The sequence below is a fragment of the Bacillus yunxiaonensis genome, from assembly GCF_037104695.1.
Lineage (GTDB): Bacteria > Bacillota > Bacilli > Bacillales > Bacillaceae_G > Bacillus_A > Bacillus_A yunxiaonensis.
Genome location: NZ_JBAWSV010000009.1, coordinates 25,949 through 46,195 on the forward strand (window position 1 = coordinate 25,949; position 20,247 = coordinate 46,195).

The window sequence follows — 20,247 nt, forward strand, 5'->3', positions numbered from 1 at the left end:
CCCACCTATCTTCTTCGATTCTCTCTGAGCCTTAAGGTGGGGGTCCTACTGCCCGATAAAAGTTAGAAATAAGGGCTGTTCCTATCCGTTAATACTATAAGAGAAGAGAGGTATATGTATGGTAGAAATAAAACGAATTGATTGCTCTCAAACATATGCACTTCGACACGAAATTTTACGGCCTAATCAAAGTTTAGAAGACTGTAAATATACTTCTGATAATGAAGAAAGTACCTTTCACCTTGGAGCATTTATGGACCATAAGCTTATTAGTATTGCTTCCTTTTCTTACGAAACACATCCTTCTTTAGGAGAAGGCATTCATTATCGTCTACGAGGAATGGCCACAGAACAAAATTTCCGCAAACAACATGCTGGAAGTACATTAATCCACAGCGCTGAAGCAATATTAACAGAGCGCCATGCAAGGCTTCTATGGTGTAACGCCAGAATCACCGTTGCAGATTATTATACACGATTAGGATTTCAAGAATATGGTGAAATATTCGATATTCCTCCAATTGGATTACACAAATTAATGTACAAAATATTGTAATCCATTTTATTATGTACAAAAAAAGAGCGTCTCCTAAGAGAAGCTCTTTTTTGCAATTCATTATAAAAACAAATGACACCCAAATAATATAGCAAAGAAATAAAGAAACGGATGTACTTCCTTTCCTTTTCCTTTTACAATTTTTAAAATCGGATAAATTAAGAAGCCAAGTGCTATACCGTTCGCGATACTTGATGTGAGTGGAATACCAACAAAGATAAAGAATGCTGGAAGTGCATCTTCAAAGTCATTCCAATTTACTTCCCGAATATTTTGCGCCATAAGGCTGCCAACAATAATAAGAGAAGGCGCTGTAATTGCCGCTACACTTGATAATGATGCGATTACAGGGCTCAAGAAAGCTGTAATGATTGTCAATCCAATAACGACAATACTTGTTAATCCTGTCTTTCCTCCTGCTGCAATACCAGCAGAAGATTCAATTGTAGCTGCTGTTGGACTTGTGCCAAACATTGCCCCTACCGTGCCTCCAATTGCATCTGCAATAAATGCTTTTCCAAAACGCCCTTCTGCATTATCCGTATTTAAACCCGCCTGCTTAATTAACCCAAGCAATGCTCCTGTTGTATCAAATAACAATACAAGCAAAAATGAAAAAACAATACCATATAATCCGTAGTGAATTACATCCGTCACAGCGTGAATCGGATTAAATGTAATCATCCCTTCTGGTAAATGCGGAACTGCTACAAGTTTATCGCTAAACTTCAATTGTCCTGTAAAAAAGGCAATGACTCCCGTTACAATCATACTAATAAACAGGGCACCATTTACGTTTAATACCATTAATATCGCAGCTAACACTAAACCAATTAACGTTAGCACAACAGAGGGAGAATGAAAATTTCCAATGGTAACTAAGTTTGTAGGATGATCTACGATAATACCAGATAACCGAAGCCCTATAAACGCAATGAACAAACCAATTCCTGCTGCAATCGCATGCTTTAAACTATCAGGAATAGATTCAATTAATTTTTGACGAAACGATGTAAATGAAAGTAAAAGAAAAATAATACCTGTCAAAAATACAGCTGAAAACGCAATAACGTATGTAATACCTTCTGCTTGTTGAACAACAGAGTAAGCAAAGTAAGCATTCATTCCCATCGCTGGTGCAATGACGATTGGATAATTTGCCAAAAATGCCATACATAATGTTCCAACAATTGTTGCAATAATTGTTGCCGTAAAGGCTTGATCGAACGGTACTCCTGCATCAGACAAAATCTTCGGATTGATGACAAGAATATACGCAAATGTGAAAAATGTCGTAATCCCCGCTAAAATCTCCTGCTTTACAGAAGTATTGTATTTCTTTAATTGAAACATACTAGTTACCCTTCCTACTTAATAAAATTATGATTATAACTACCTTCTCAAATTAACTTCTTCTAACAGCAATAAAGTGAAACTTCCGTCAGTGGGGTTTTTCTTCATCCCCCACTGACGGAAAGCTCTCACCAATCGGGCTTTTATTGCGCGAAAAAATATAATACTTAATCTTATCAATTACTAAAAAGGACCGTCAATACACTTACTAATAGTTCGAATTTTAAAATTAAGTTTAACACTCTAAAGATATAGTACAGAAAACATTGTCTTTTTTTGTAGCATAACAGAAATAAATGTTTTATAATTTTAAATAGTTAGACACTTTGTAAGCGAATACACTATTTTTTCTTATAATAAAGGAGGTTTACTATGAAGCACACAGACAAAGCAGACACTTTAAATCGCGGATTAAAACAACGACATATTACACTTATGTCTCTTGGATCTGCTATTGGAGTTGGATTATTTTTAGGATCCGCTTCTGCTATTAAACTAGCAGGACCATCCATTTTATTTGGTTATATCATTGCAGGCCTTGCTATCTTTTTCATTATGCGGGCGCTTGGAGAAATGGCAATTGAACAACCTGTTGCCGGTTCTTTCAGTAAATATGCACATGACTATTTAGGCCCATTAGCAGGTTATATAACAGGCTGGAATTATTGGTTTTTATGGGTTGTTACTTGTATGGCAGAAATTACAGCTGCAGGTATTTATATGGAATATTGGTTCCCTGGAATTCCACGTTGGATTTGGGCTTTAATTGCTCTCGTATTAATGACTGCATTAAACTTTTTATCTGTTAAAGTGTATGGAGAACTTGAATTTTGGTTTGCTCTAGTTAAAATTGTCACAATTATCTGTATGATTGTAATTGGTACTGGTATTATTCTATTTGGTTTTGGAAACGGCGGCGTAGCGACTGGAATTTCAAATCTTTGGTCTCACGGTGGTTGGTTCCCGAATGGTTTCTCTGGTCTTCTTCTTTCTCTACAAATGGTACTATTTGCTTACTTAGGAGTGGAGTTAATCGGTGTAACAGCTGGAGAAGCAGAAAATCCGAAAAAAACATTATCTAAAGCAATCGATAACGTTTTTTGGCGCATTTTAATTTTCTATGTAGGGGCTCTATTCGTTATGATGGCGATTTACCCATGGAATGAGATTGGCGAAAAAGGAAGTCCATTTGTACTAACGTTTGAACAAATCGGCATTGCGAAAGCAGCAGGAATTATTAACTTTGTTGTATTAACAGCTGCCCTTTCTTCTTGTAATGGTGGTCTCTTTAGTACAGGCCGTATGCTATTTACATTAGCACAGCAAAAACAGGCACCAGAAAAGTTTGGCCGTTTAAATAAAAACGGCATTCCGAGTAAAGGAGTTTTAGCAACAGCTTTCGTATTATTAATAGGCGTTGTTTTAAACTACCTTGTTCCTGCGAAAGTATTTACGTGGCTAACTAGTATTTCAACATTCGGAGCAATTTGGACTTGGGGCGTCATTTTAGTTGCGCAGCTACGCTTCCGTAAAGGATTATCACAGGAAGCACAAAATAAATTAACGTATAAATTGCCACTGTATCCACTTAGCTCTTATATTACACTCGCTTTCCTTGTTTTAGTATTAGGAGTTATGGCATATTCTGCTGATACACGTATCGCATTAATCGTTGGACCGATTTGGATTATCGCTTTAGTTGCTGTTTATTATATGAAAGGATTTCATACAATAGATAAAACTCAAAAATCTTCTTCAAGAATCGGGTAAAGCTACTCCCTTCCTCACATGAGGAAGGGAGTTTTTCTATGGACCTAAAAAATATTTCTCAAAAAAATTCACCGTAAATTTACGAAATTTTTATAATTTTCATCTTTTTTCTCCTTCTCAAATTAGCTAGAGTAATAAAGGGAAACTTCTATCAGTTGGTTCCTACTAATCAAAGCAACTCATTTTATTATCTCTAGGAGGATTATTATGAAGAAAAACAAATGGATGAGATTCGCATTAGCAACAGGAATTACTTTAAGTATGGCCAACCTATTTAGTGCAACAACTTTTGCTGAAAGTGCTATGGATCCAGCTCCGGAGATTTCTGCAAAAATCGTTAATGAAAATGCTGGAAAAAAAGTATTATTTGATAATACGCATGGTCAAACGGCAGGAACAGCCGATTGGGTTATTGATGGAGGATTTTCTGATTTTGGAAACGGTATTGCAAACAAAGGTTTTTTTGTAAAAGAACTTCGTAAATCATCACCTATTACATATGATGATTTAAAAAATTACAATGTGTTTATTATTCCTGAAGCAAACATTCCCTATAAAAGGTCCGAACAAGATGCCATGCTGCAATATGTAAAAAATGGTGGCAGTATCTTTTTTATTGCCGATCATTATAATGCTGACCGTAATAAAAATCGCTGGGATTCCTCAGAAGTTTTCAACGGATATCGCCGTGGAGCCTGGGATAATCCGGCAAAAGGGATGTCTATAGAAGAAGCATCTTCACAAGCTATGCAAGGTGTAGAAAGCTCAGACTGGCTTTCTAATAACTTTGGTATACGCTTCCGCTATAACGCAATCGGTGATGTTTCTACAAATAAAATGGAAACGCCAGATCAATCATTTGGGATTACTACAGGTGTTTCATCCGTTGCGATGCATGCTGGATCAACACTTGCAATTACAAACCCTAAATTAGCAAAAGGAATCGTCTACTTACCAGAAGGTTTACCAAAGTGGAGTAATGCGGTTGATAGTGGTGTGTATAATGGCGGCGGCATCGCTGAAGGCCCTTATGTTGCTATTGCAAAGGTTGGATTAGGAAAAGCTGCTTTTATCGGCGACTCTTCACCAGTTGAAGATGCAACGCCAAAATATGTTCGTGAAGATACTGGTCTATCCAAAAAAACATATGACGGGTATAAAGAAGAGAGCGATGCTACTTTATTAACCAATGTTGTAAACTGGCTTTCTTCACAAGAAACATATACAAGTTTAGATCAAGTAGCTGGATTACAACTAGACGAGCCAACGCCATTACAAGCATTTGAGCAACCAAGTGCATCAACTGAGCCGCAGCCAGAACCTTGGAGCGCTCCTAATGCAGGATACCAATGGTTTAATACAAGTACATTTAAACCGGGTTCATACGGCTATAATGGAAGTATCTCAACGAGTGACTATAGCTTTATCCATCCTAGTATCCTTCCAAACAGCGGGATATTTCAGGTTAAAGTACAAGTGAATCATTTATTACCAAACACTACCTATAATAATTATTCTTTAGGTATTTATACAAGTGGTGGTATGCAAGTAGCAAAAATTCAAAATGAAAATGGTACTTGGCCTTCTTCCTATGGTTATAGCAATTCCTTTTCTCTTACTACTAATAACCAAGGTTTTGCTGAAAAGATATTCAATGTACAAATTGCACCTAATACAGTAGGTCAAGCTACTTTACGCCTTCGTCAAAATACAACTGCAAAAGTAAGTGAAACTGTTGTAATTGGAGCACCTACAATAAAGTGAAACTTCTGTCAGCGGGGTTCTTTATCCCACACTGACGGTTAGTTGAACCAAATCGGGCGCATGCTAGCAGTTATCCCCCTTCTGAATCTTGAGGTGGGGTTCTTACTGCCTAAAAATAACGGGATAAAGTGAAACTTTCATCAGTTGGGGAATTCTTCATTCCCCACTGATGGAAAACTCCCACCAATCGTGCACATGGCAGCAACTATTCCCCACCTCTCTTCTTCGCTTTATCTAAATCTTGAAATGAGCTTCCATTTCTAATTTTTTACAAAAATTCTACCTTTATTGACTTTTAATAGTTAACAAGATAAACTATTAAATATATAAAACTATTAACTTTATTTTTTTGTCAGGAGGAATTATATATGGAAGCTGCCATACACCTTGATGAGAAACAACAGCAAAAAAAGAAACATCCTCCAGGTTTATACTTACTCTTCTTCACAGAAATGTGGGAAAGATTTAGTTATTACGGATTACGAGGGTTACTAACATTATATTTAACAACAGCCTTAATAAACGGTGGTCTTGGGTTTAGTAAAAGCTGGGCACTTACGATTTACGGTTTTTATACAGGAGCTTGTTATTTCACTCCAATGATTGGTGGATTCTTAACAGATCGTTATCTTGGCAAACGATTAGCTATTACACTCGGTGGCATAACAATTGCACTTGGTAACCTTACGTTATTTGCGCTGCAAAGTCACTTAGGGCTATATCTTGGATTAGCGCTTATTATTATCGGGAACGGTTTCTTTAAACCGAATATCTCTACTCTTGTCGGAGAGTTATATACAGAAAATGATCCGCGCCGTGATGGTGCCTTTACGATTTTCTATATGGGAATTAATGTAGGTTCATTCCTTGCTCCACTCGTTTGCGGATATTTATCAGAAGATTTATTTAAAACGGCTGCAGATGGTGTTATTCATTATGGGTTCCGATATGGATTTTTAGCTGCTTCCATCGGGATGATTGTGGGGCAAATTTTATTCACAACATTATCCAATCGTTTTCTTGGTGACATTGGTAAAAAACCAACAGCAGCTTTACAAACAGGAACAGGCAACAAAACAGCTGGAAATACACCATTAACAAAAAAAGAAAAACAGAATACAGCGGTTATTATCATTATAACGTGTTTCGTTGTTTTCTTCTGGGCTGGATTTGAACAAGCTGGTAGTTCTTTAACTTTATATACAAATAGCTTTGTAGATCGTACTGTATTCGGTTGGGAAATTCCAACATCTTGGTTTCAGTCTGTAAACCCACTATTTATTATTTTATTAGCACCAATTGTTTCAGCACTTTGGACAAAGCTCGCTTCTACAAAACGCGGTGATCTTAAAATTCCAACAAAAATGGGTCTCGGTATGATTTTACTTGGAATTGGTTATATGGTTCTTCTTGTCGCTACATTAAAAACAGGAAGTAATGAACAAGACATTACAGAAAAAGCAAATCTGCTCTTTATTGTCTTTACTTACTTATTCCATACGTTAGGTGAATTGTTCTTATCTCCAGTTGGACTATCAATGGTAAGTGCACTCGCTCCTGTCAAACTCGCATCTTTATTAATGGGTGTTTGGTTCGCAAGTACAGGTGTCGCTAATATTTTAGGTGGACAGTTAGCAAATCTCACAACTTCATTAGGTTATTCAGAAATATTTGCTGTTATTGGAGCTGCCGCTATTTTCTTAGGATGTATCTTACTGTTAATTTCAAAAAAGTTAGTGAAAATGATGGAATAAAGTGAAACTTCCATCAGTGGGGTTCTTCATCCCCCACTGATGGTTAGTTGAACCAATCGGGCTTTTACGGGCAGTCCCCCCACCTAGCTTCTTCGCTTCTCTCAATCTTGAGGTGGGGGGTACTGTCCGTTAATGCGGGATAAAAAAGATGAGGGTACAACCCCTCATCTTTTTTTAACTATTTACTCTCTTCACATGCATTAAGTCTCCAGACACTACATACCGCTTTGAATTATCAAGCACAGATGCACACGTAATAAGCGTCACTTCATCTTTTCCGTGATCTTCAACAACTTCCCATTTATCCGGCGTTACTTCTATCACGCGTTGTACCTCATACTCGTATTCATTTTCGTTATCATATAAATATACTTTATCGTTCTTTTTTAATTTCGAAATATCGCTAAATAATACACCTTTTTTTGACATATTATGTCCTGCTAATGCGTAATTCCCTTTTCCCATCTCTTGTTTCTCTTTTACCGTTGCTGCACCTGATAATAAATTTTTCTCTGTCGAAGAATTTAGAATTGGCAACTCTAATCCAATGGTTGGAATAGCCATGCGCCCGATAACTTGCTTCTTATCTAATGAAGCATTTGCCACATCCGCTAAACCCGGTTGTTTTATTTTAGAAGCATCAACAAATTTTGTTTCTTGCTTTTCGTACTTCATCTTCTTAATATTCTGCAGATTTTCTCCTTGCATTTTTCCAGCTTTATAGCCGTCATAAAAAGGTTTTGCAATTAAAATACCACCTACGACAAATAATAGAAGTGCTAATATACTATAAATCCTTTTTTTATTCATACCCCAATTCCTTTCCTTCACAAAGTTCCTCTTATATAAAATGATAAAATAAGAATGCTAGATATACAAGCAACATACGTAAGATATAGGAAAGGGCACTTCTCAATGCAAAAAAAGATGTGCGATTTGGCACATCTTTTACACAACCTTATTACGATATAAAGAAATGTGAAATACTGTTATTTGAATTAATAGAATGACAAATAATACATATAGCGGATATTCTGGAATGTTTCGATTGAATAGTGGATAAACAGTTAACGAGACAGCTGCGAAAGGTATAATAAACCATAATGAAAGCAATGTAGTACGGCACGCTTTCGCAGTCAATATTTCTTCTCTCTCATCTTCACTTGGAAATAATAACGGAAATGTCCAAAATGATAATTTCTTATATTTCTTTTTTTGTACCTTGTAACCAATAAATACCCCTACCGCTACAATCAACATCAATGTAATTGGCGTTATATTCATCGTAACAGTCCAAGTTTGCTCTTCAGTACGTATGATGTTTGCAAGATCCATAATGATATGAAAATACTCAACAAATGCCCAACCCGTTATAACAAGAATAAATATATTTATTACATAAGAAAGACCAATTCTATTCATTTTTCTCTTCCTCCTTTTGTAATACAAATACTTCTTCCATCTGTAACCCAAACACATCACAAATCATGAGCGCTAATAATAATGATGGCACATAATCTCCTTTTTCAATAGCAGCAATAGTTTGCCTCGTTACCCCTACTTTTTCAGCCAATATGCTTTGTGTGAAATTAAAGCGGGCCCGTAACTCTTTTACTCGATTGCAAATGGACAATTTTACCACCCCTTACCATTATTGTATGCTAAGTTTTACAAAATGTAAACTCAACTTAACATCTAATGTTAAAAAAACCTACTTTGCTTTTGACAAAGTAGGCTTTTATTTTAATCTAAAATTACAACACGAACTTGTTTTCTGCCCCAAGCGTTAGAAGATGCTTTATCTGGCATGAATACATCAATTTTATGCCCTTTAATTGCTGAGCCAGTGTCTCCAGCAATTGCTGTACCATATCCCTCGACATATACGCGAGATCCTAATGGAATAACAGATGGATCAACAGCAATTAATTTCATACCTGGGTTTCCAGTTAAGTCATGTCCCATTTTGGAGTATACATGCTCTCCTGGTTGTTTTCCGTTTTCTGAAGGATCAGCAGTATAAGCTGTTGCCTCTACATACATCTCACGTCCACCTTGAACAGGAGAACCATTTGATGTAGATCCTGTTCCTGATGCCGTTCCTCTCGCCTTTGCTTCATCCGCTGCGGATGCTTTCTCAGCTGCAGCTTCCTTTTCACGTGCTTCTGCTGCTGCTTTTGCTGCTGCTTGCTCACGAGCAATTGCATCTTGTACGTTCTTCATATTGGCCTCAAGTTGTGCTTTTTCTTGCGCAGCAAGCGTCAGTTGACTTGAAATTTCATTATATTTTGTTTGCACAGCCTGCAAGTTTTCTTGGCGTTTCTTTAAATTCTCTTGTAATTCATTCTGTGCCTTTGCTAATTTTTGTTTATCTACCACTAAAGATTTTTCTTTTTCATCAATTACTTTTTTATCAGCTTCGATTTGACGAAGATCTTGTTCTTGTAAACGAAGAATCTCTTTATCTGCGTCCATAATTGTAGAAACTGCACTCATACGTTCTAAGAGATCTGCAATATTTTTTGAGTCTACAATTACCTCTACTACTAAACTCACATTTGAACTATTTTGAACAGAGACCATACGCTTTTTCATAATATCTTTACGCATAAGTACTTTATCTTCTAAAGCAATAATCTCTGTCTTTTTTTGTTCAATTTGTTTATTTGTTTCATCAATTTTATGTTGAATTTGATCTTGCTCTGCTTTATTTTTAGAAATTGTATCATTTAAATCTTTTAATTCTTTTTGAATACCTTCAATTTCTTTCACTACAGCTTGTTGTTCTTGCTCTTTTTGCTGAATAGTATTGTTATTTTGCTGCAATTGCTGCTGCATGTTGTTTAGTTTATCGTCGTTTGACTCAGCTTTTACAGCAACTGTACTAGAAAAACAAATGAATCCAGCTAATACAACGCTACTGATACGCTTAAAATAGTTCATAATCCGACTCCCTTCTTCTACAGTTATACATGATTTGTTTTACAGTTTGTTTACAAACTCATTAAATACAGTTTATTTTTCATGACGAAAAATAACGAATACTGAAAAAATTGTAATAAATACATTTAATATTTTTAAAATTTTATATGTATATATTTAAAAATAATGCTACAATTTCAATATAAAGTGAAACTTTCATCAGCGGGTTTGTTCGTCATCCCTAATGATGGAAGCCCTCACCAATCGGGCTCTTACGGGCCGTTGCTATCTCTCACCTATCTTCTGTAGAAAAGCGGAAGCGGCTCGCCCAGAATCGCAGGACGTTGGAGCTCAAGGCAGAAAGGCGCTTTTTGCCTCGTCCGAGGGGGCGAAACGACCGGAGATTCTAGCCGCTAGAGCTGGACAACGTTTTTCTCATAATCTTGAGGTGGGAGTCTTACTGCCTACAAGTAGCAAGATAAAATGAAACTTCTATAAGCAAAATCTTACTATCTAGTAACAAAAGAAATAGAAAATCATAGAAGCTTGGGGAGAATATTATGTTTACAAAAACAAAATCACTAGAAAATGAAATTACTCAATTACAGAATCAAGTACAAGAGTTAGAACAACAATTACATCAAAAAGAGAAAGAACATCAAAATGTTATCACTTCATTACATGAAAATGTATTAACAGTTGTAAGTGAACATGAAGAAATCAATCGACAACATCATACATTACAAAATTTAATTCAACAATTAAGTGATTGCTTTAACAACGTTACAACGCGTACAAATCATTCCAACACAATCAATAGTGATATGCTGCAAAAAGAACAAGGCCTTATTCAAGCTATTGAGGAAATCGTAACATGCTCAAATGAAGGAAAGGATTCTGTTCACGGATTACTGACTGTTATTAACAAATTAGGTGAGCAATCACAACGTACCTCTAATAGTATGAATCATTTAAGCGAGCGCTCAAAAGAAATTGAACAAATCGTAGAGGTAATTCAAAATATTGCTGCACAAACAAATCTCCTTGCTTTAAATGCGAGTATTGAAGCTGCTCGTGCTGGCGAACATGGAAAAGGGTTTGCAGTCGTTGCCAATGAAGTTCGAAAGCTTGCAGAAAGCACTGCAGAAAGTACAAAAAACATCGGAGATCTAACAAAGAAAATTCAAGAAGAAATTGAAAAGGCATATGAAAATACAAAAGATAATCTTCATCTCGTCGATGAAGGTGTTGAAGTAAGTGCAGATACAAATGCAAAAATCGAAAAAATATTAACGATGGTACAAACATTACAAACAGGTGCTACAAGTGTTATTGAATCAATTGAACAACAAAAGCATTGCAACGAAGACATATTACGTGAATTTACAAAAACACAGCAAATGTTCCAAAAATTAAATGACATGATGATAAAGCATATAAATGATACTCAAAAAATTGATACAAAATTATCTACAAGTCTAGGAGAAATAGCTGTAACGAAAAACTAATAATATAGAACCTATTAAAAAGAGCACTGAAGCAATATAGCTTCAGTGCTCTTCATAATTAATATACTTTCTTTTCTTGGCAATATAAACGAATGACATGTTCATTTTTATGAAATACATCATGTGTTAGACGGATAATAATAAAATTACGTTTTTCTTTTTCTTCGTGAAAAAAAATTTGTTCCCCTTCCTTAAACTGCCACATGCTATCAAACGTTGTTATATGACCCCCATTTACCAAAAACAGCTCATATTTCATAGTTTGTCATCTCTCCCTCACCCAGAATCCATCGCCAAAATTAATCTAACACTATATTTAAATTATAGGCTATTTAAAGTTGAATTCAAAATTATTTATTTTACTAATTATTAATTAAACAATTATAAGGCATCTCCCTGTAGCTAGAACTGTTTCTAAGTTCATATAAAAAAAGACCCAATACTTAAAGAGTAAGTATTGGGTCTTTCTATAAGTCATTAGCGATTTACATACGTATCAAACCACAAATGAATATAACCAGCTGTAACGCGCTGTGCTTCGATTAAACGCTTTCCTGTCGCCGGTGTCACTTCCGCTCGCCATTTATCTGCATATTCTTGAGATACAGCTGCTTTTACAAACCAATCTTTTGTCGTATCGTTCACAATGCCAGGGTAATCTTGTTTAGCTGCTACCGCTGCTCCTTGAATCCAATCTTCTGGGTTTGCCCCTTTCCAATTCCAATATCCATTACTATCTGAAACTATATAGTTATTTTTTATTGTATCAACAAAATTTTCGTATTTAGAATGGAAGCCCATTGGATAAGAAAGATTCGTAAAGTTTGCTGCATGCATCGGCTGATTTACATCTCCTAAATAATGAAGAGATAACCCTAGATAGAAGAATGCCTGTTTCATATCTTTATTTTGATATGCCTCTCCAGCAAGTTTAAAGTATTTTGCACCTGTTTCTTTTGCCTGTTTTGCAAGAGGAATATATGATTTTCCAGTATCCGGATCATAAAAGTGAGAAGCATATGTACTATTATCATAATAAGGATTCTCGTAATCAGCAGAATAAATACCATTTTCTAAGTCAGTACGCCACTCATTTAATAAAGCAGTTTCATTCGATTTCACAATCGTTGTATTACGAGACATGATTTCCATTGCACGATTTACAATCCATAAATGAGTGCTAACCCCCTCATTATGCTTATCCTCAGCTGACCATCTTAAAATCGGTGCAGGCCTTTCACTATTATTTGTTTGCGCAAATGCTACACTTTGAACTGGTGCAGCTAATGCAACCATAGCTGCTAGTGCTAATACTTTCCTTTTCATACAAAATCCTCCCATTTTATATTTATATATGAAGTAGAACCTCTGATGTTATTTAGTAAATCTATTATAAGGATATCCTATCTTTTCTATCATTAAAATAAAATATGCAAATATTCATAATTGGATAAATCAATACATAGTTAGACTGTCATAATTCAGTCTAACTATAATGAAGAAATATTAATCTTATACAAGATAATTGGTAAAGGAATGTAAATATTATAAAAAACTAATTCGTTATTATTTTCCTTAATTTTCGTTTGGAAAACTTTCACCAATCGGGCTCTTACTGCCCTAAGGTAGCGGGATAAAGAACTATAAAACACTCTACATTTCACTAACCTTTAACAAAGTATACAAATTTCCAAACATAACAAATTAATTTCATTGCAGAGAAAAATAGCATTATGCCATAATAGCAAAGGAGAGGTGAAAAAAGTTGAAATACTTTATTTATTTTATTGTTATCATTGCATTTTTAGATACATTTTCACAATTACCAATTATGAGTACATACGCGCAAAGCCTGGGAGGAACACCTCTAATTATTGGCCTTGTCGTTGGAATGTACTCATTTGCCAATATGATCGGCAATATTATTGCAGGTGCGTCTGTTGATAAATATGGAGCCAAAAAAGTTCTTTCTATTAGTATGGCAATTACGAGTCTCATAGTCTTATTGTATACGGTTGTCCAAAACGGCGAACAACTTATTATCGTTCGTTTTCTACACGGATTTAGTGACGGCTTCTTAATACCAGCTGCCTTTACTTTCTTATCAAAACAAACAAAAACAACAAAACAAGGGAAAGCAATGGCTTTATCTGGTGCAGCTGTCGGAACAGCAGCTATCGTCGGTCCTGCTTTCAGTGGGATTATGAAAGCAACCGCGGGCATACATTGGGTCTTTATTACAATTTCTATCTTAATGATACTCGGTACAATTGTCTCACTCTTCTTTTTGCCAAATCATATAACAAAAACAAATACATCACGGACGCAAATGATGAACAAAGAAGATATGCTTGGATTATTAAAATCTGAACCGTTATTACAAGCATACATCGGTGCCTTTACGTTAATGTTCTCACAAGGAATTGTCACCTATATGTTACCTATGAAAATAGAAGCTTTAGGACTTAAAACATCCTTAACAGGAATGATGCTTAGTGTCTTTGGAATCACCGCAATTCTTTTCTTCTTACTGCCAACAAACCGTATATACGATTACTTTAACCGTCAAAAAATGATGGTCATTGGTATTACAGTTATGGCATTTGCATTATCATTACTTGGTATATTTACAACAAAAGGCATGCTCTTTATTATTATGATCATTTACGGAATTGGATTTGCAATTCTCTTTCCTTCTATTAATGCCTTACTTGTTGAAAATACAACAGAGGATAATCGCGGAAAGGCATTCGGATTATTCTATGCGTTCTTCTCACTCGGTGTCGTTGGCGGATCATTTACAGTTGGAGCAATTGGCGCATCACCAAGCGTAAGTTTTGTAATTGGAACAGCTTTCTTGCTTACATTCGCTTCGACGATTTATATAAGAGGAAGATTCAAAAAAACAATGATGGGATAGACCCCATCATTGTTTTTTTATTTTAAAAAGCATATCGATACAATCCATTTGTAGAAAAACTGTGCAAATCCCATTCACATTTCGACAATTCCCTAGGAAATATTCATTTCTCCTACAAAATCCGTTAGAAACTCAAACTACCCCCACCTATCTTCTTTGCTTTTCTCTGCCTCTTAAAGTAGGGGTCTTACTGTCCGCAAATAGCAGGATAAAAAAACGATTCAACTCGAAAGTTGAACCGCTTCATAAAAAATTATTTTCCTTGTGTTTTTTCCCAATCTGCTAAAAACTTTTCAATTCCTTGATCTGTTAATGGATGTTTCACTAATGAAGCAATAACATTTGCTGGAATTGTTGCAATGTGCGCACCATTTAATGCTGCGTCTGTTACGTGTACAGAGTGGCGAACAGATGCTGCAATAATTTCTGTTTTAATGTCATGAATTGCAAAAATGTCTGCAATTTGACGAATTAGATCCATACCATTGTGGCCAATATCATCTAGGCGACCTAAAAATGGTGATACATATGTTGCACCAGAACGTGCAGCCATTAATGCTTGTACAGCTGAAAATACTAATGTTACGTTTGTACGAATGCCTAAATCAGAAAATGCTTTTACTGCTTTTAAACCTTCTGTTGTCATCGGTACTTTTACAACAACGTTAGGTGCAATCTTTGCTAATTCTTTTCCTTCTTCAATCATTTTGTCTGCTTCTAAGCTAATAACTTCTGCACTTACAGGACCTTCTACAACACTGCAAATTTCACGAATGCGTTCATGAAAATCTACGCCTTCTTTTGCAACAAGAGATGGGTTCGTTGTTACACCTGCTAATACGCCAAGAGCATTTGCCTCTTTAATTTCATCAATGTTTGCTGTATCAATAAAAAATTTCATGTTTTTTCTTCCTTTCTGAATTCGAGTATATGTTTATTTTTGCTTAATAAGGCCTAATTCAACCAAAATAATTTTTTTACTTTTTTTCTTCGCTTTTTTCTTTTTCCACACTTACCGCTGACGCAACTGCTTTGGAATCTGTTAAGATGATACCGGTTACATATACGCTTTTTTGAATGACATTTTCTCTGCATCATTTTGTACATCAACTACTATTCATTTAACGCCAGTATCTGCTATCACCTCTGCTTCTTCATGCCAACCAATACGTTGATTTTTCTTTAAAATCAAGTACTGTATAGCAACAGCAGTTATCTTTGTTATATCACATACAGAAATATCAAAGCAATAACTAAGACCAGTGATCAGACGTCTGTCCATATAAACAAGTGTAAAGCCCCTAAAAAACATCATTGTTGATAAAAGTTGCTATTTTCCCTTTCTCAAGGATGACACCGTTTATAATTCTCATTATACGAACAGCAAGCAAATCCACTCCTATTGCAAAGAATGAATTCATACCAGCAATAAGTGTACGTAATAATGCTAAAATAGAACCTACTGATAAGTCAATACCTCAAAGTTAAAATTACGCTAAAAGTCATAATTTTAAATGTATTTGACAGTTCAATATACGCTAATTAAAACTTCACCATCCAATAATCATCCGCACTTCTCGTACTTTATCTCGTGATGGCATTCCACCTTGAGCTCCTAATTTTGTTACAGAAAGCCCTGCTGCAATGTTTGCAAAATGAATTGCTTTTTGCAATTCTTCTCCTTCTGCAATCGCAACTGCTAATGCACCATTAAATGTATCTCCAGCTCCTGTCGTATCGACAACTTCTACAGAAATACTTGGTACATGAACAATCTCTGTTCCATTATGGAATCGAACACCGTTTTTACCTTCTGTCATTAACAGTTTATTGGGATATTTTGCAAGTAATGATTCGATTGGTGACGTGAAATCATCTAAAACAATTCGGCATTCATGTTCATTTGGCGTAATGTACGTTGCCTTTTGCAGCACTTCCTTTGGCAGTACTTGTGCTGGAGCTGGATTTAAAATTACTGGAATTTGATGTTCTTCACAAATTTTTAGTACATACTTTACTGTTTCGAGTGGGATTTCTAACTGCAAAACAACCATATCCGCTTTCGTAAGAAGATCTTTTGCATGATTTACAAGTTGCTCACTTACAAGACGATTTGCACCTTGTACAATAATGATACTATTATCTTCTTCAGCTAATACAATATGGGCAATTCCTGTTGTTTCATTTGTAATCGTTTCCACACAATCAATAAAAATACGTTCATTCTCTAAATTTTTTCGAACAAACTTTCCGTAATTATCATTTCCAATCGCTCCAACCATCGCAACATTTGCGCCTAAACGTGCTGCAGCTACAGCTTGGTTTGCACCCTTTCCACCTGGAACAGTATGAAATGCTTCCCCAATTACTGTTTCACCCGCTTTGGGGCGTTTTTTTGAAATGGCAACTAAATCCACGGAAATACTACCGATTACCGCAATATTCGCCAATTGTTTTCTCCCCTTACTTCGTTGTATTTCGCTCTATAATTGTAATTGCTAAACGATGATGCTCTTCCTTTAATTGACGCCCTTCTATTTTCTCAATTAATAACTGCGTTGCAATTTTACCCATCTCATAAATGGGCTGTGCAACTGTTGTGATAGCTGGATACATCATTTCAGCTAAAGAAATTCCATCAAATCCGATAATTTGTAATTCATCTGGAATAGATATTCCCTTTTGCAATGCAGCTTTTACTGCACCTAATGCAATCAAATCATTTCCTGCTACAATACCATCAATATGTGGATGTTTCTCAAGTAATTCTGAGACAACATATTCGCTTTTTGTAGGATGAAATTCACTTTCTGCAATAACGTAAGAAACATTTTGCTTTGTGACAGCATCGATAAATCCTTGAAAACGCTCATTTGCAGTACTGAGATTTCGCGGTCCACGAATATGCGCAATCGCTTGACATCCTTTTGCTACTAGAAGCTCTGTCGCTTGTTTACTTCCAGCATAGTTATCGGCATATACTGTTGGAATACATTCATGAAACATGCGGTCAATTGCTATAACCGGCACTTGTAAATTCATGTAATTACTACTATTTTGCGGACTTGTTGCGACAATAAAGCCATCGACATTATTTTGTATAAGCACATCAATGTATTGTTTTTCTTTTTCTAAACTTTCATCGGAATTACATAGCACAACCGTATAACCTTGTTTATGAGCTACGTCTTCTACTGCCCGAGCTATCTCTGGAAAGAATGGATTTACGATGTTTGGGACAACTAATCCAATTAGACGCGAACTCTTACTATATAGAGAACGTGCCACCGTACTTGGTCTATAATCTAATAACTCAATTGCTCGCTTTACTTTTTTGAGCGTATCTTCATGCACATAGCCATTCTGATTTAATACTCTAGAAACAGTAGCAACGGATACCTCTGCTAATTTGGCGACGTCCTTTATCGTACTCATTCTTTTCCATCTCCATCCTATGTAACCGTTTACACAAATAATATAACTTATTCAGTAAAATCCGTCAATTGTTTATAAGTAAAAAGACGCGATTAAATCTATGTAAAAATACAAAGAGCATCGCCATTATAGGCGATGCTCTTCCTTATTATGAATAAGATACACTTGCATCTTTCTCTTCTGTTTCATTTTTTTGTTCTTCTGTTCCCTTTTTACGATCAGAAAGTTTAATTTTCTTCAAGAAAAGTGTAAATACGGCACCAACTATAATAAACACTAATCCAGTCATAAATACATGTTGAAGAGAATCTAATAATGATGTCTTCAAGACAGGTACAATGCTATTTGTGATTGCTTCTGGCATTTGTTTCATTGCTTCTGGACTAAATAACATTGAATACAGCCCTTGTGGATTTGTATGAATCATATCTTTAAACTTCGTCACCATTTCTCCTGCTTGTGGCGGGAATGTATTCAGTACAGGTACTAACTTCTCTGTTAATACTGTACCAGATGTGTTATTCATAATGGAACCTAAAATCGTAATTCCAAATGTACCGCCGATTTGACGGAAGAATTGACTTGATGAAGTTACAACCCCAAGATCTTTTTTCGGGAAGCTTTCTTGTAACGCTAATGTTAAAGTTGGCATTACAAGACCCATTCCTAAACCAATAACAGCCATATACGACGTTGCTACAAGCTTACTTGTATGCATATCCATTGTCGTTAAAAGCCCGAATCCACCGGCCATAATCAGCATACCAGTAATAATTTGCGGCTTTACTCCAACTTTTAACACAAGCTGCCCACCAATAATACTTGTAACAATCATCGTGATCATCATTGGCGTCATAATCGTTCCTGATTCAGCAGCACTTACACCGACAATTCCTTGCATAAAGAATGGTACAAACGTAATTGCTCCAAACATTCCAACACTCATAAAGAAACCAATTGCATTTAATAGTGTAAATGTACGATTTTTAAAGAAATGGACAGGTAAAATCGGTTCTTTTGCTTTTGTTTCAATAATAACAAAGCTTACAAGACCAATAACTGCAAGCGCAAATAATCCAATGATTTGCCAAGAACCCCAAGCGTAGTCTTTTCCGCCAAATGTTAATGCTAATAATAAGCTGACAACACCGAGAATCATAGTGAAAATACCCGCGACGTCAATTTGAATTGGACCAGTTTGTTTCTTACCTTTTAAGCCCATTGCAATAAAGATTGTCGCTAAAATCCCAACTGGTAAGTTAATGTAGAACACCCATCTCCAGCTCATTGAATCAACAATCCAACCACCAATTTGTGGACCAATGACAGAAGCAAGACCATAAAGTGCTCCAAAAATCCCTTGCCATTTCGCACGTTCTTTCCCTGTAAACATATCCCCAATTATAATCATAGCCATCGGCATCATAATACCGCCGCCTAGCCCTTGAATACCACGGAAAATAATTAATTCTGTCATGCCATTTGCCATACCACAAAGTGCAGAACCAACCATGAAGATGATTAATCCTGTCATATATACATTACGGCGACCTAACAAATCTGCTAATTTACCAGCAATCGGTACAACCGTTGTTGATGTTAACAAATATGCTGTTGTTAGCCATGTCATTAAACTTAATCCGCCAAGTTCACCGACAATGCGCGGCATTGCTGTACCGACGATTGTTCCATCTAATGCAGCAAATAACATTGCGATAACTAAACCAATTAACAACAATGTTCTATTTTGATTTGCTTGTTGTTCCATATAATCTCCTCGATTCTCTTTATTTTGTCTCTTTCTTCTCCGATGTTTGGCAAATAATTGCTTCTAGTTTTTCAAACAACCGAAGTAAGTCTTCTCTCTCTTGTACTTCTAATTGTGAAAAATACTTTGCAATATGTTGATTCCGAGCAGTCATTGCCTCTTCTACTACATCTTTCCCCTTCGCCGTTAACTCAATTACGACAACGCGGCGATCATTTTTATCATGATAGCGTAAAACCAATTCTTGATCGATTAAACGATCGATCATCACTGTAATTGCACTTGGTTTCACATACATTATTTTCGCTAATTCTGTCGCTCTGGATGTGCCGTAATGACTTAAAATTTTTAAGATATAAAATTGCGGTGGTGTTAGTCCAGATGATTGCAATTGCCCTAATAACTCCGTTTTCATTTTCTTTGTAATAGAAAATACAAGAGCTTGAATTTTATCAATATGAGCTATATCCTTTTGCATATTTTCCACCTCTTATTTA

18 protein-coding genes and 1 pseudogene are annotated in these 20,247 nt (G+C 35.8%); 6 read left to right on the forward strand and 13 right to left on the reverse strand.

All coding sequences use genetic code 11. From position 1 onward, the window contains the following. Positions 1-118 precede the first annotated feature (118 nt). Positions 119-556 (forward strand): GNAT family N-acetyltransferase, encoded by a 438-nt coding sequence (locus WAX78_RS20970; protein ID WP_336483967.1) that lies wholly within the window; start codon positions 119-121, stop codon positions 554-556. Positions 557-616: 60 nt separating this feature from the next. Here WAX78_RS20970 and WAX78_RS20975 read toward each other — a convergent pair whose 3' ends face one another. Next, a complete protein-coding gene (locus WAX78_RS20975; RefSeq protein ID WP_336483968.1) occupies positions 617-1,909 on the reverse strand; it encodes an NCS2 family permease in 1,293 nt (430 codons plus the stop codon). A gap of 372 nt (positions 1,910-2,281) precedes the next feature. Between WAX78_RS20975 and WAX78_RS20980 the strand changes: the two genes are divergently transcribed. The 3 genes from WAX78_RS20980 to WAX78_RS20990 all read left to right on the forward strand — a co-directional run bounded on the left by WAX78_RS20980 (position 2,282) and on the right by WAX78_RS20990 (position 7,197). Beyond that, entirely contained in the window at positions 2,282-3,679 is a 1,398-nt protein-coding gene (locus tag WAX78_RS20980) for an amino acid permease (protein WP_336483969.1), read from the forward strand. Between the two features lie 207 nt (positions 3,680-3,886). After that, positions 3,887-5,443 (forward strand): DNA-binding protein, encoded by a 1,557-nt coding sequence (locus WAX78_RS20985; protein WP_336483970.1) that lies wholly within the window; start codon positions 3,887-3,889, stop codon positions 5,441-5,443. 368 nt (positions 5,444-5,811) lie between these two features. Then, the gene (locus WAX78_RS20990) at positions 5,812-7,197 is read left to right on the forward strand and encodes a peptide MFS transporter (protein ID WP_336483971.1); all 1,386 of its coding nucleotides are present in this window, start codon (positions 5,812-5,814) and stop codon (positions 7,195-7,197) included. 174 nt (positions 7,198-7,371) lie between these two features. On the opposite strand, the gene WAX78_RS20995 is transcribed toward WAX78_RS20990, so the two are convergent. From WAX78_RS20995 to WAX78_RS21010, 4 genes are all read right to left on the reverse strand, one after another. Continuing rightward, positions 7,372-8,007 carry a class A sortase gene (locus tag WAX78_RS20995; RefSeq protein WP_336483972.1) on the reverse strand — a complete coding sequence of 212 codons (636 nt, stop codon included), beginning with the start codon at positions 8,005-8,007 and terminating at the stop codon, positions 7,372-7,374. Positions 8,008-8,145: 138 nt separating this feature from the next. Beyond that, positions 8,146-8,619, reverse strand: a complete 474-nt coding sequence (locus tag WAX78_RS21000; protein ID WP_336483973.1) for a DUF2178 domain-containing protein — start codon at positions 8,617-8,619, stop codon at positions 8,146-8,148. Beyond that, on the reverse strand, positions 8,612-8,830 hold the full coding sequence (locus WAX78_RS21005; protein WP_336483975.1) for a helix-turn-helix transcriptional regulator: 219 nt from the start codon (positions 8,828-8,830) through the stop codon (positions 8,612-8,614). The genes WAX78_RS21000 and WAX78_RS21005 overlap by 8 nt, the downstream gene beginning before the upstream one ends. 110 nt (positions 8,831-8,940) lie before the next feature. After that, positions 8,941-10,140, reverse strand: a complete 1,200-nt coding sequence (locus WAX78_RS21010) for a 3D domain-containing protein (RefSeq protein WP_336483976.1) — start codon at positions 10,138-10,140, stop codon at positions 8,941-8,943. Between the two features lie 965 nt (positions 10,141-11,105). Here WAX78_RS21010 and WAX78_RS25250 point away from each other — a divergent pair. After that, positions 11,106-11,627, forward strand: a pseudogene (locus WAX78_RS25250) (methyl-accepting chemotaxis protein); the annotation flags it as partial. Positions 11,628-11,685: 58 nt separating this feature from the next. Here WAX78_RS25250 and WAX78_RS21020 read toward each other — a convergent pair. Together WAX78_RS21020 and WAX78_RS21025 are read right to left on the reverse strand one after the other, a co-directional pair. Beyond that, on the reverse strand, positions 11,686-11,886 hold the full coding sequence (locus WAX78_RS21020; protein WP_336483978.1) for a hypothetical protein: 201 nt from the start codon (positions 11,884-11,886) through the stop codon (positions 11,686-11,688). Positions 11,887-12,104: 218 nt separating this feature from the next. Further along, on the reverse strand, positions 12,105-12,953 hold the full coding sequence (locus WAX78_RS21025; RefSeq protein ID WP_336483979.1) for a phospholipase C: 849 nt from the start codon (positions 12,951-12,953) through the stop codon (positions 12,105-12,107). A gap of 439 nt (positions 12,954-13,392) precedes the next feature. Here WAX78_RS21025 and WAX78_RS21030 point away from each other — a divergent pair, with 439 nt between their 5' ends. Further along, complete coding sequence (locus tag WAX78_RS21030; protein WP_336483980.1) at positions 13,393-14,547, forward strand: MFS transporter; 1,155 nt, start codon at positions 13,393-13,395, stop codon at positions 14,545-14,547. A 253-nt stretch (positions 14,548-14,800) separates the two neighbouring features. On the opposite strand, the gene fsa is transcribed toward WAX78_RS21030, so the two are convergent. The 6 genes from fsa to WAX78_RS21060 form a co-directional block, all read right to left on the reverse strand. Beyond that, positions 14,801-15,448, reverse strand: coding sequence for a fructose-6-phosphate aldolase (fsa, locus tag WAX78_RS21035; protein ID WP_098309064.1), 648 nt, complete (start codon positions 15,446-15,448; stop codon positions 14,801-14,803). A 216-nt stretch (positions 15,449-15,664) separates the two neighbouring features. Beyond that, entirely contained in the window at positions 15,665-15,829 is a 165-nt protein-coding gene (locus WAX78_RS25255; RefSeq protein ID WP_413789218.1) for a hypothetical protein, read from the reverse strand. Between the two features lie 268 nt (positions 15,830-16,097). Next, positions 16,098-16,997, reverse strand: a complete 900-nt coding sequence (rbsK, locus tag WAX78_RS21045; protein WP_336483981.1) for a ribokinase — start codon at positions 16,995-16,997, stop codon at positions 16,098-16,100. A gap of 13 nt (positions 16,998-17,010) precedes the next feature. Then, positions 17,011-17,982 carry a LacI family DNA-binding transcriptional regulator gene (locus WAX78_RS21050; RefSeq protein WP_336483982.1) on the reverse strand — a complete coding sequence of 324 codons (972 nt, stop codon included), beginning with the start codon at positions 17,980-17,982 and terminating at the stop codon, positions 17,011-17,013. Positions 17,983-18,130: 148 nt separating this feature from the next. Beyond that, a complete protein-coding gene (locus WAX78_RS21055; RefSeq protein WP_336483983.1) occupies positions 18,131-19,750 on the reverse strand; it encodes an MDR family MFS transporter in 1,620 nt (539 codons plus the stop codon). Positions 19,751-19,769: 19 nt separating this feature from the next. Continuing rightward, positions 19,770-20,228 (reverse strand): MarR family winged helix-turn-helix transcriptional regulator, encoded by a 459-nt coding sequence (locus WAX78_RS21060; RefSeq protein ID WP_336483984.1) that lies wholly within the window; start codon positions 20,226-20,228, stop codon positions 19,770-19,772. Positions 20,229-20,247: the final 19 nt, after the last annotated feature.

Excerpts from the sequence above, each read along its gene's own strand:
- WAX78_RS20970 (WP_336483967.1), top strand. The coding sequence starts at position 119 with ATGGTAGAAATAAAACGAATTGATTGCTCTCAAACATATGCACTTCGA.
- WAX78_RS20975 (WP_336483968.1), bottom strand. The coding sequence starts at position 1,909 with ATGTTTCAATTAAAGAAATACAATACTTCTGTAAAGCAGGAGATTTTA.
- WAX78_RS20980 (WP_336483969.1), top strand. The coding sequence starts at position 2,282 with ATGAAGCACACAGACAAAGCAGACACTTTAAATCGCGGATTAAAACAA.
- WAX78_RS20985 (WP_336483970.1), top strand. The coding sequence starts at position 3,887 with ATGAAGAAAAACAAATGGATGAGATTCGCATTAGCAACAGGAATTACT.
- WAX78_RS20990 (WP_336483971.1), top strand. The coding sequence starts at position 5,812 with ATGGAAGCTGCCATACACCTTGATGAGAAACAACAGCAAAAAAAGAAA.
- WAX78_RS20995 (WP_336483972.1), bottom strand. The coding sequence starts at position 8,007 with ATGAATAAAAAAAGGATTTATAGTATATTAGCACTTCTATTATTTGTC.
- WAX78_RS21000 (WP_336483973.1), bottom strand. The coding sequence starts at position 8,619 with ATGAATAGAATTGGTCTTTCTTATGTAATAAATATATTTATTCTTGTT.
- WAX78_RS21010 (WP_336483976.1), bottom strand. The coding sequence starts at position 10,140 with ATGAACTATTTTAAGCGTATCAGTAGCGTTGTATTAGCTGGATTCATT.
- WAX78_RS21020 (WP_336483978.1), bottom strand. The coding sequence starts at position 11,886 with ATGAAATATGAGCTGTTTTTGGTAAATGGGGGTCATATAACAACGTTT.
- WAX78_RS21025 (WP_336483979.1), bottom strand. The coding sequence starts at position 12,953 with ATGAAAAGGAAAGTATTAGCACTAGCAGCTATGGTTGCATTAGCTGCA.
- fsa (WP_098309064.1), bottom strand. The coding sequence starts at position 15,448 with ATGAAATTTTTTATTGATACAGCAAACATTGATGAAATTAAAGAGGCA.
- WAX78_RS25255 (WP_413789218.1), bottom strand. The coding sequence starts at position 15,829 with ATGGACAGACGTCTGATCACTGGTCTTAGTTATTGCTTTGATATTTCT.
- WAX78_RS21050 (WP_336483982.1), bottom strand. The coding sequence starts at position 17,982 with ATGAGTACGATAAAGGACGTCGCCAAATTAGCAGAGGTATCCGTTGCT.
- WAX78_RS21055 (WP_336483983.1), bottom strand. The coding sequence starts at position 19,750 with ATGGAACAACAAGCAAATCAAAATAGAACATTGTTGTTAATTGGTTTA.
- WAX78_RS21060 (WP_336483984.1), bottom strand. The coding sequence starts at position 20,228 with ATGCAAAAGGATATAGCTCATATTGATAAAATTCAAGCTCTTGTATTT.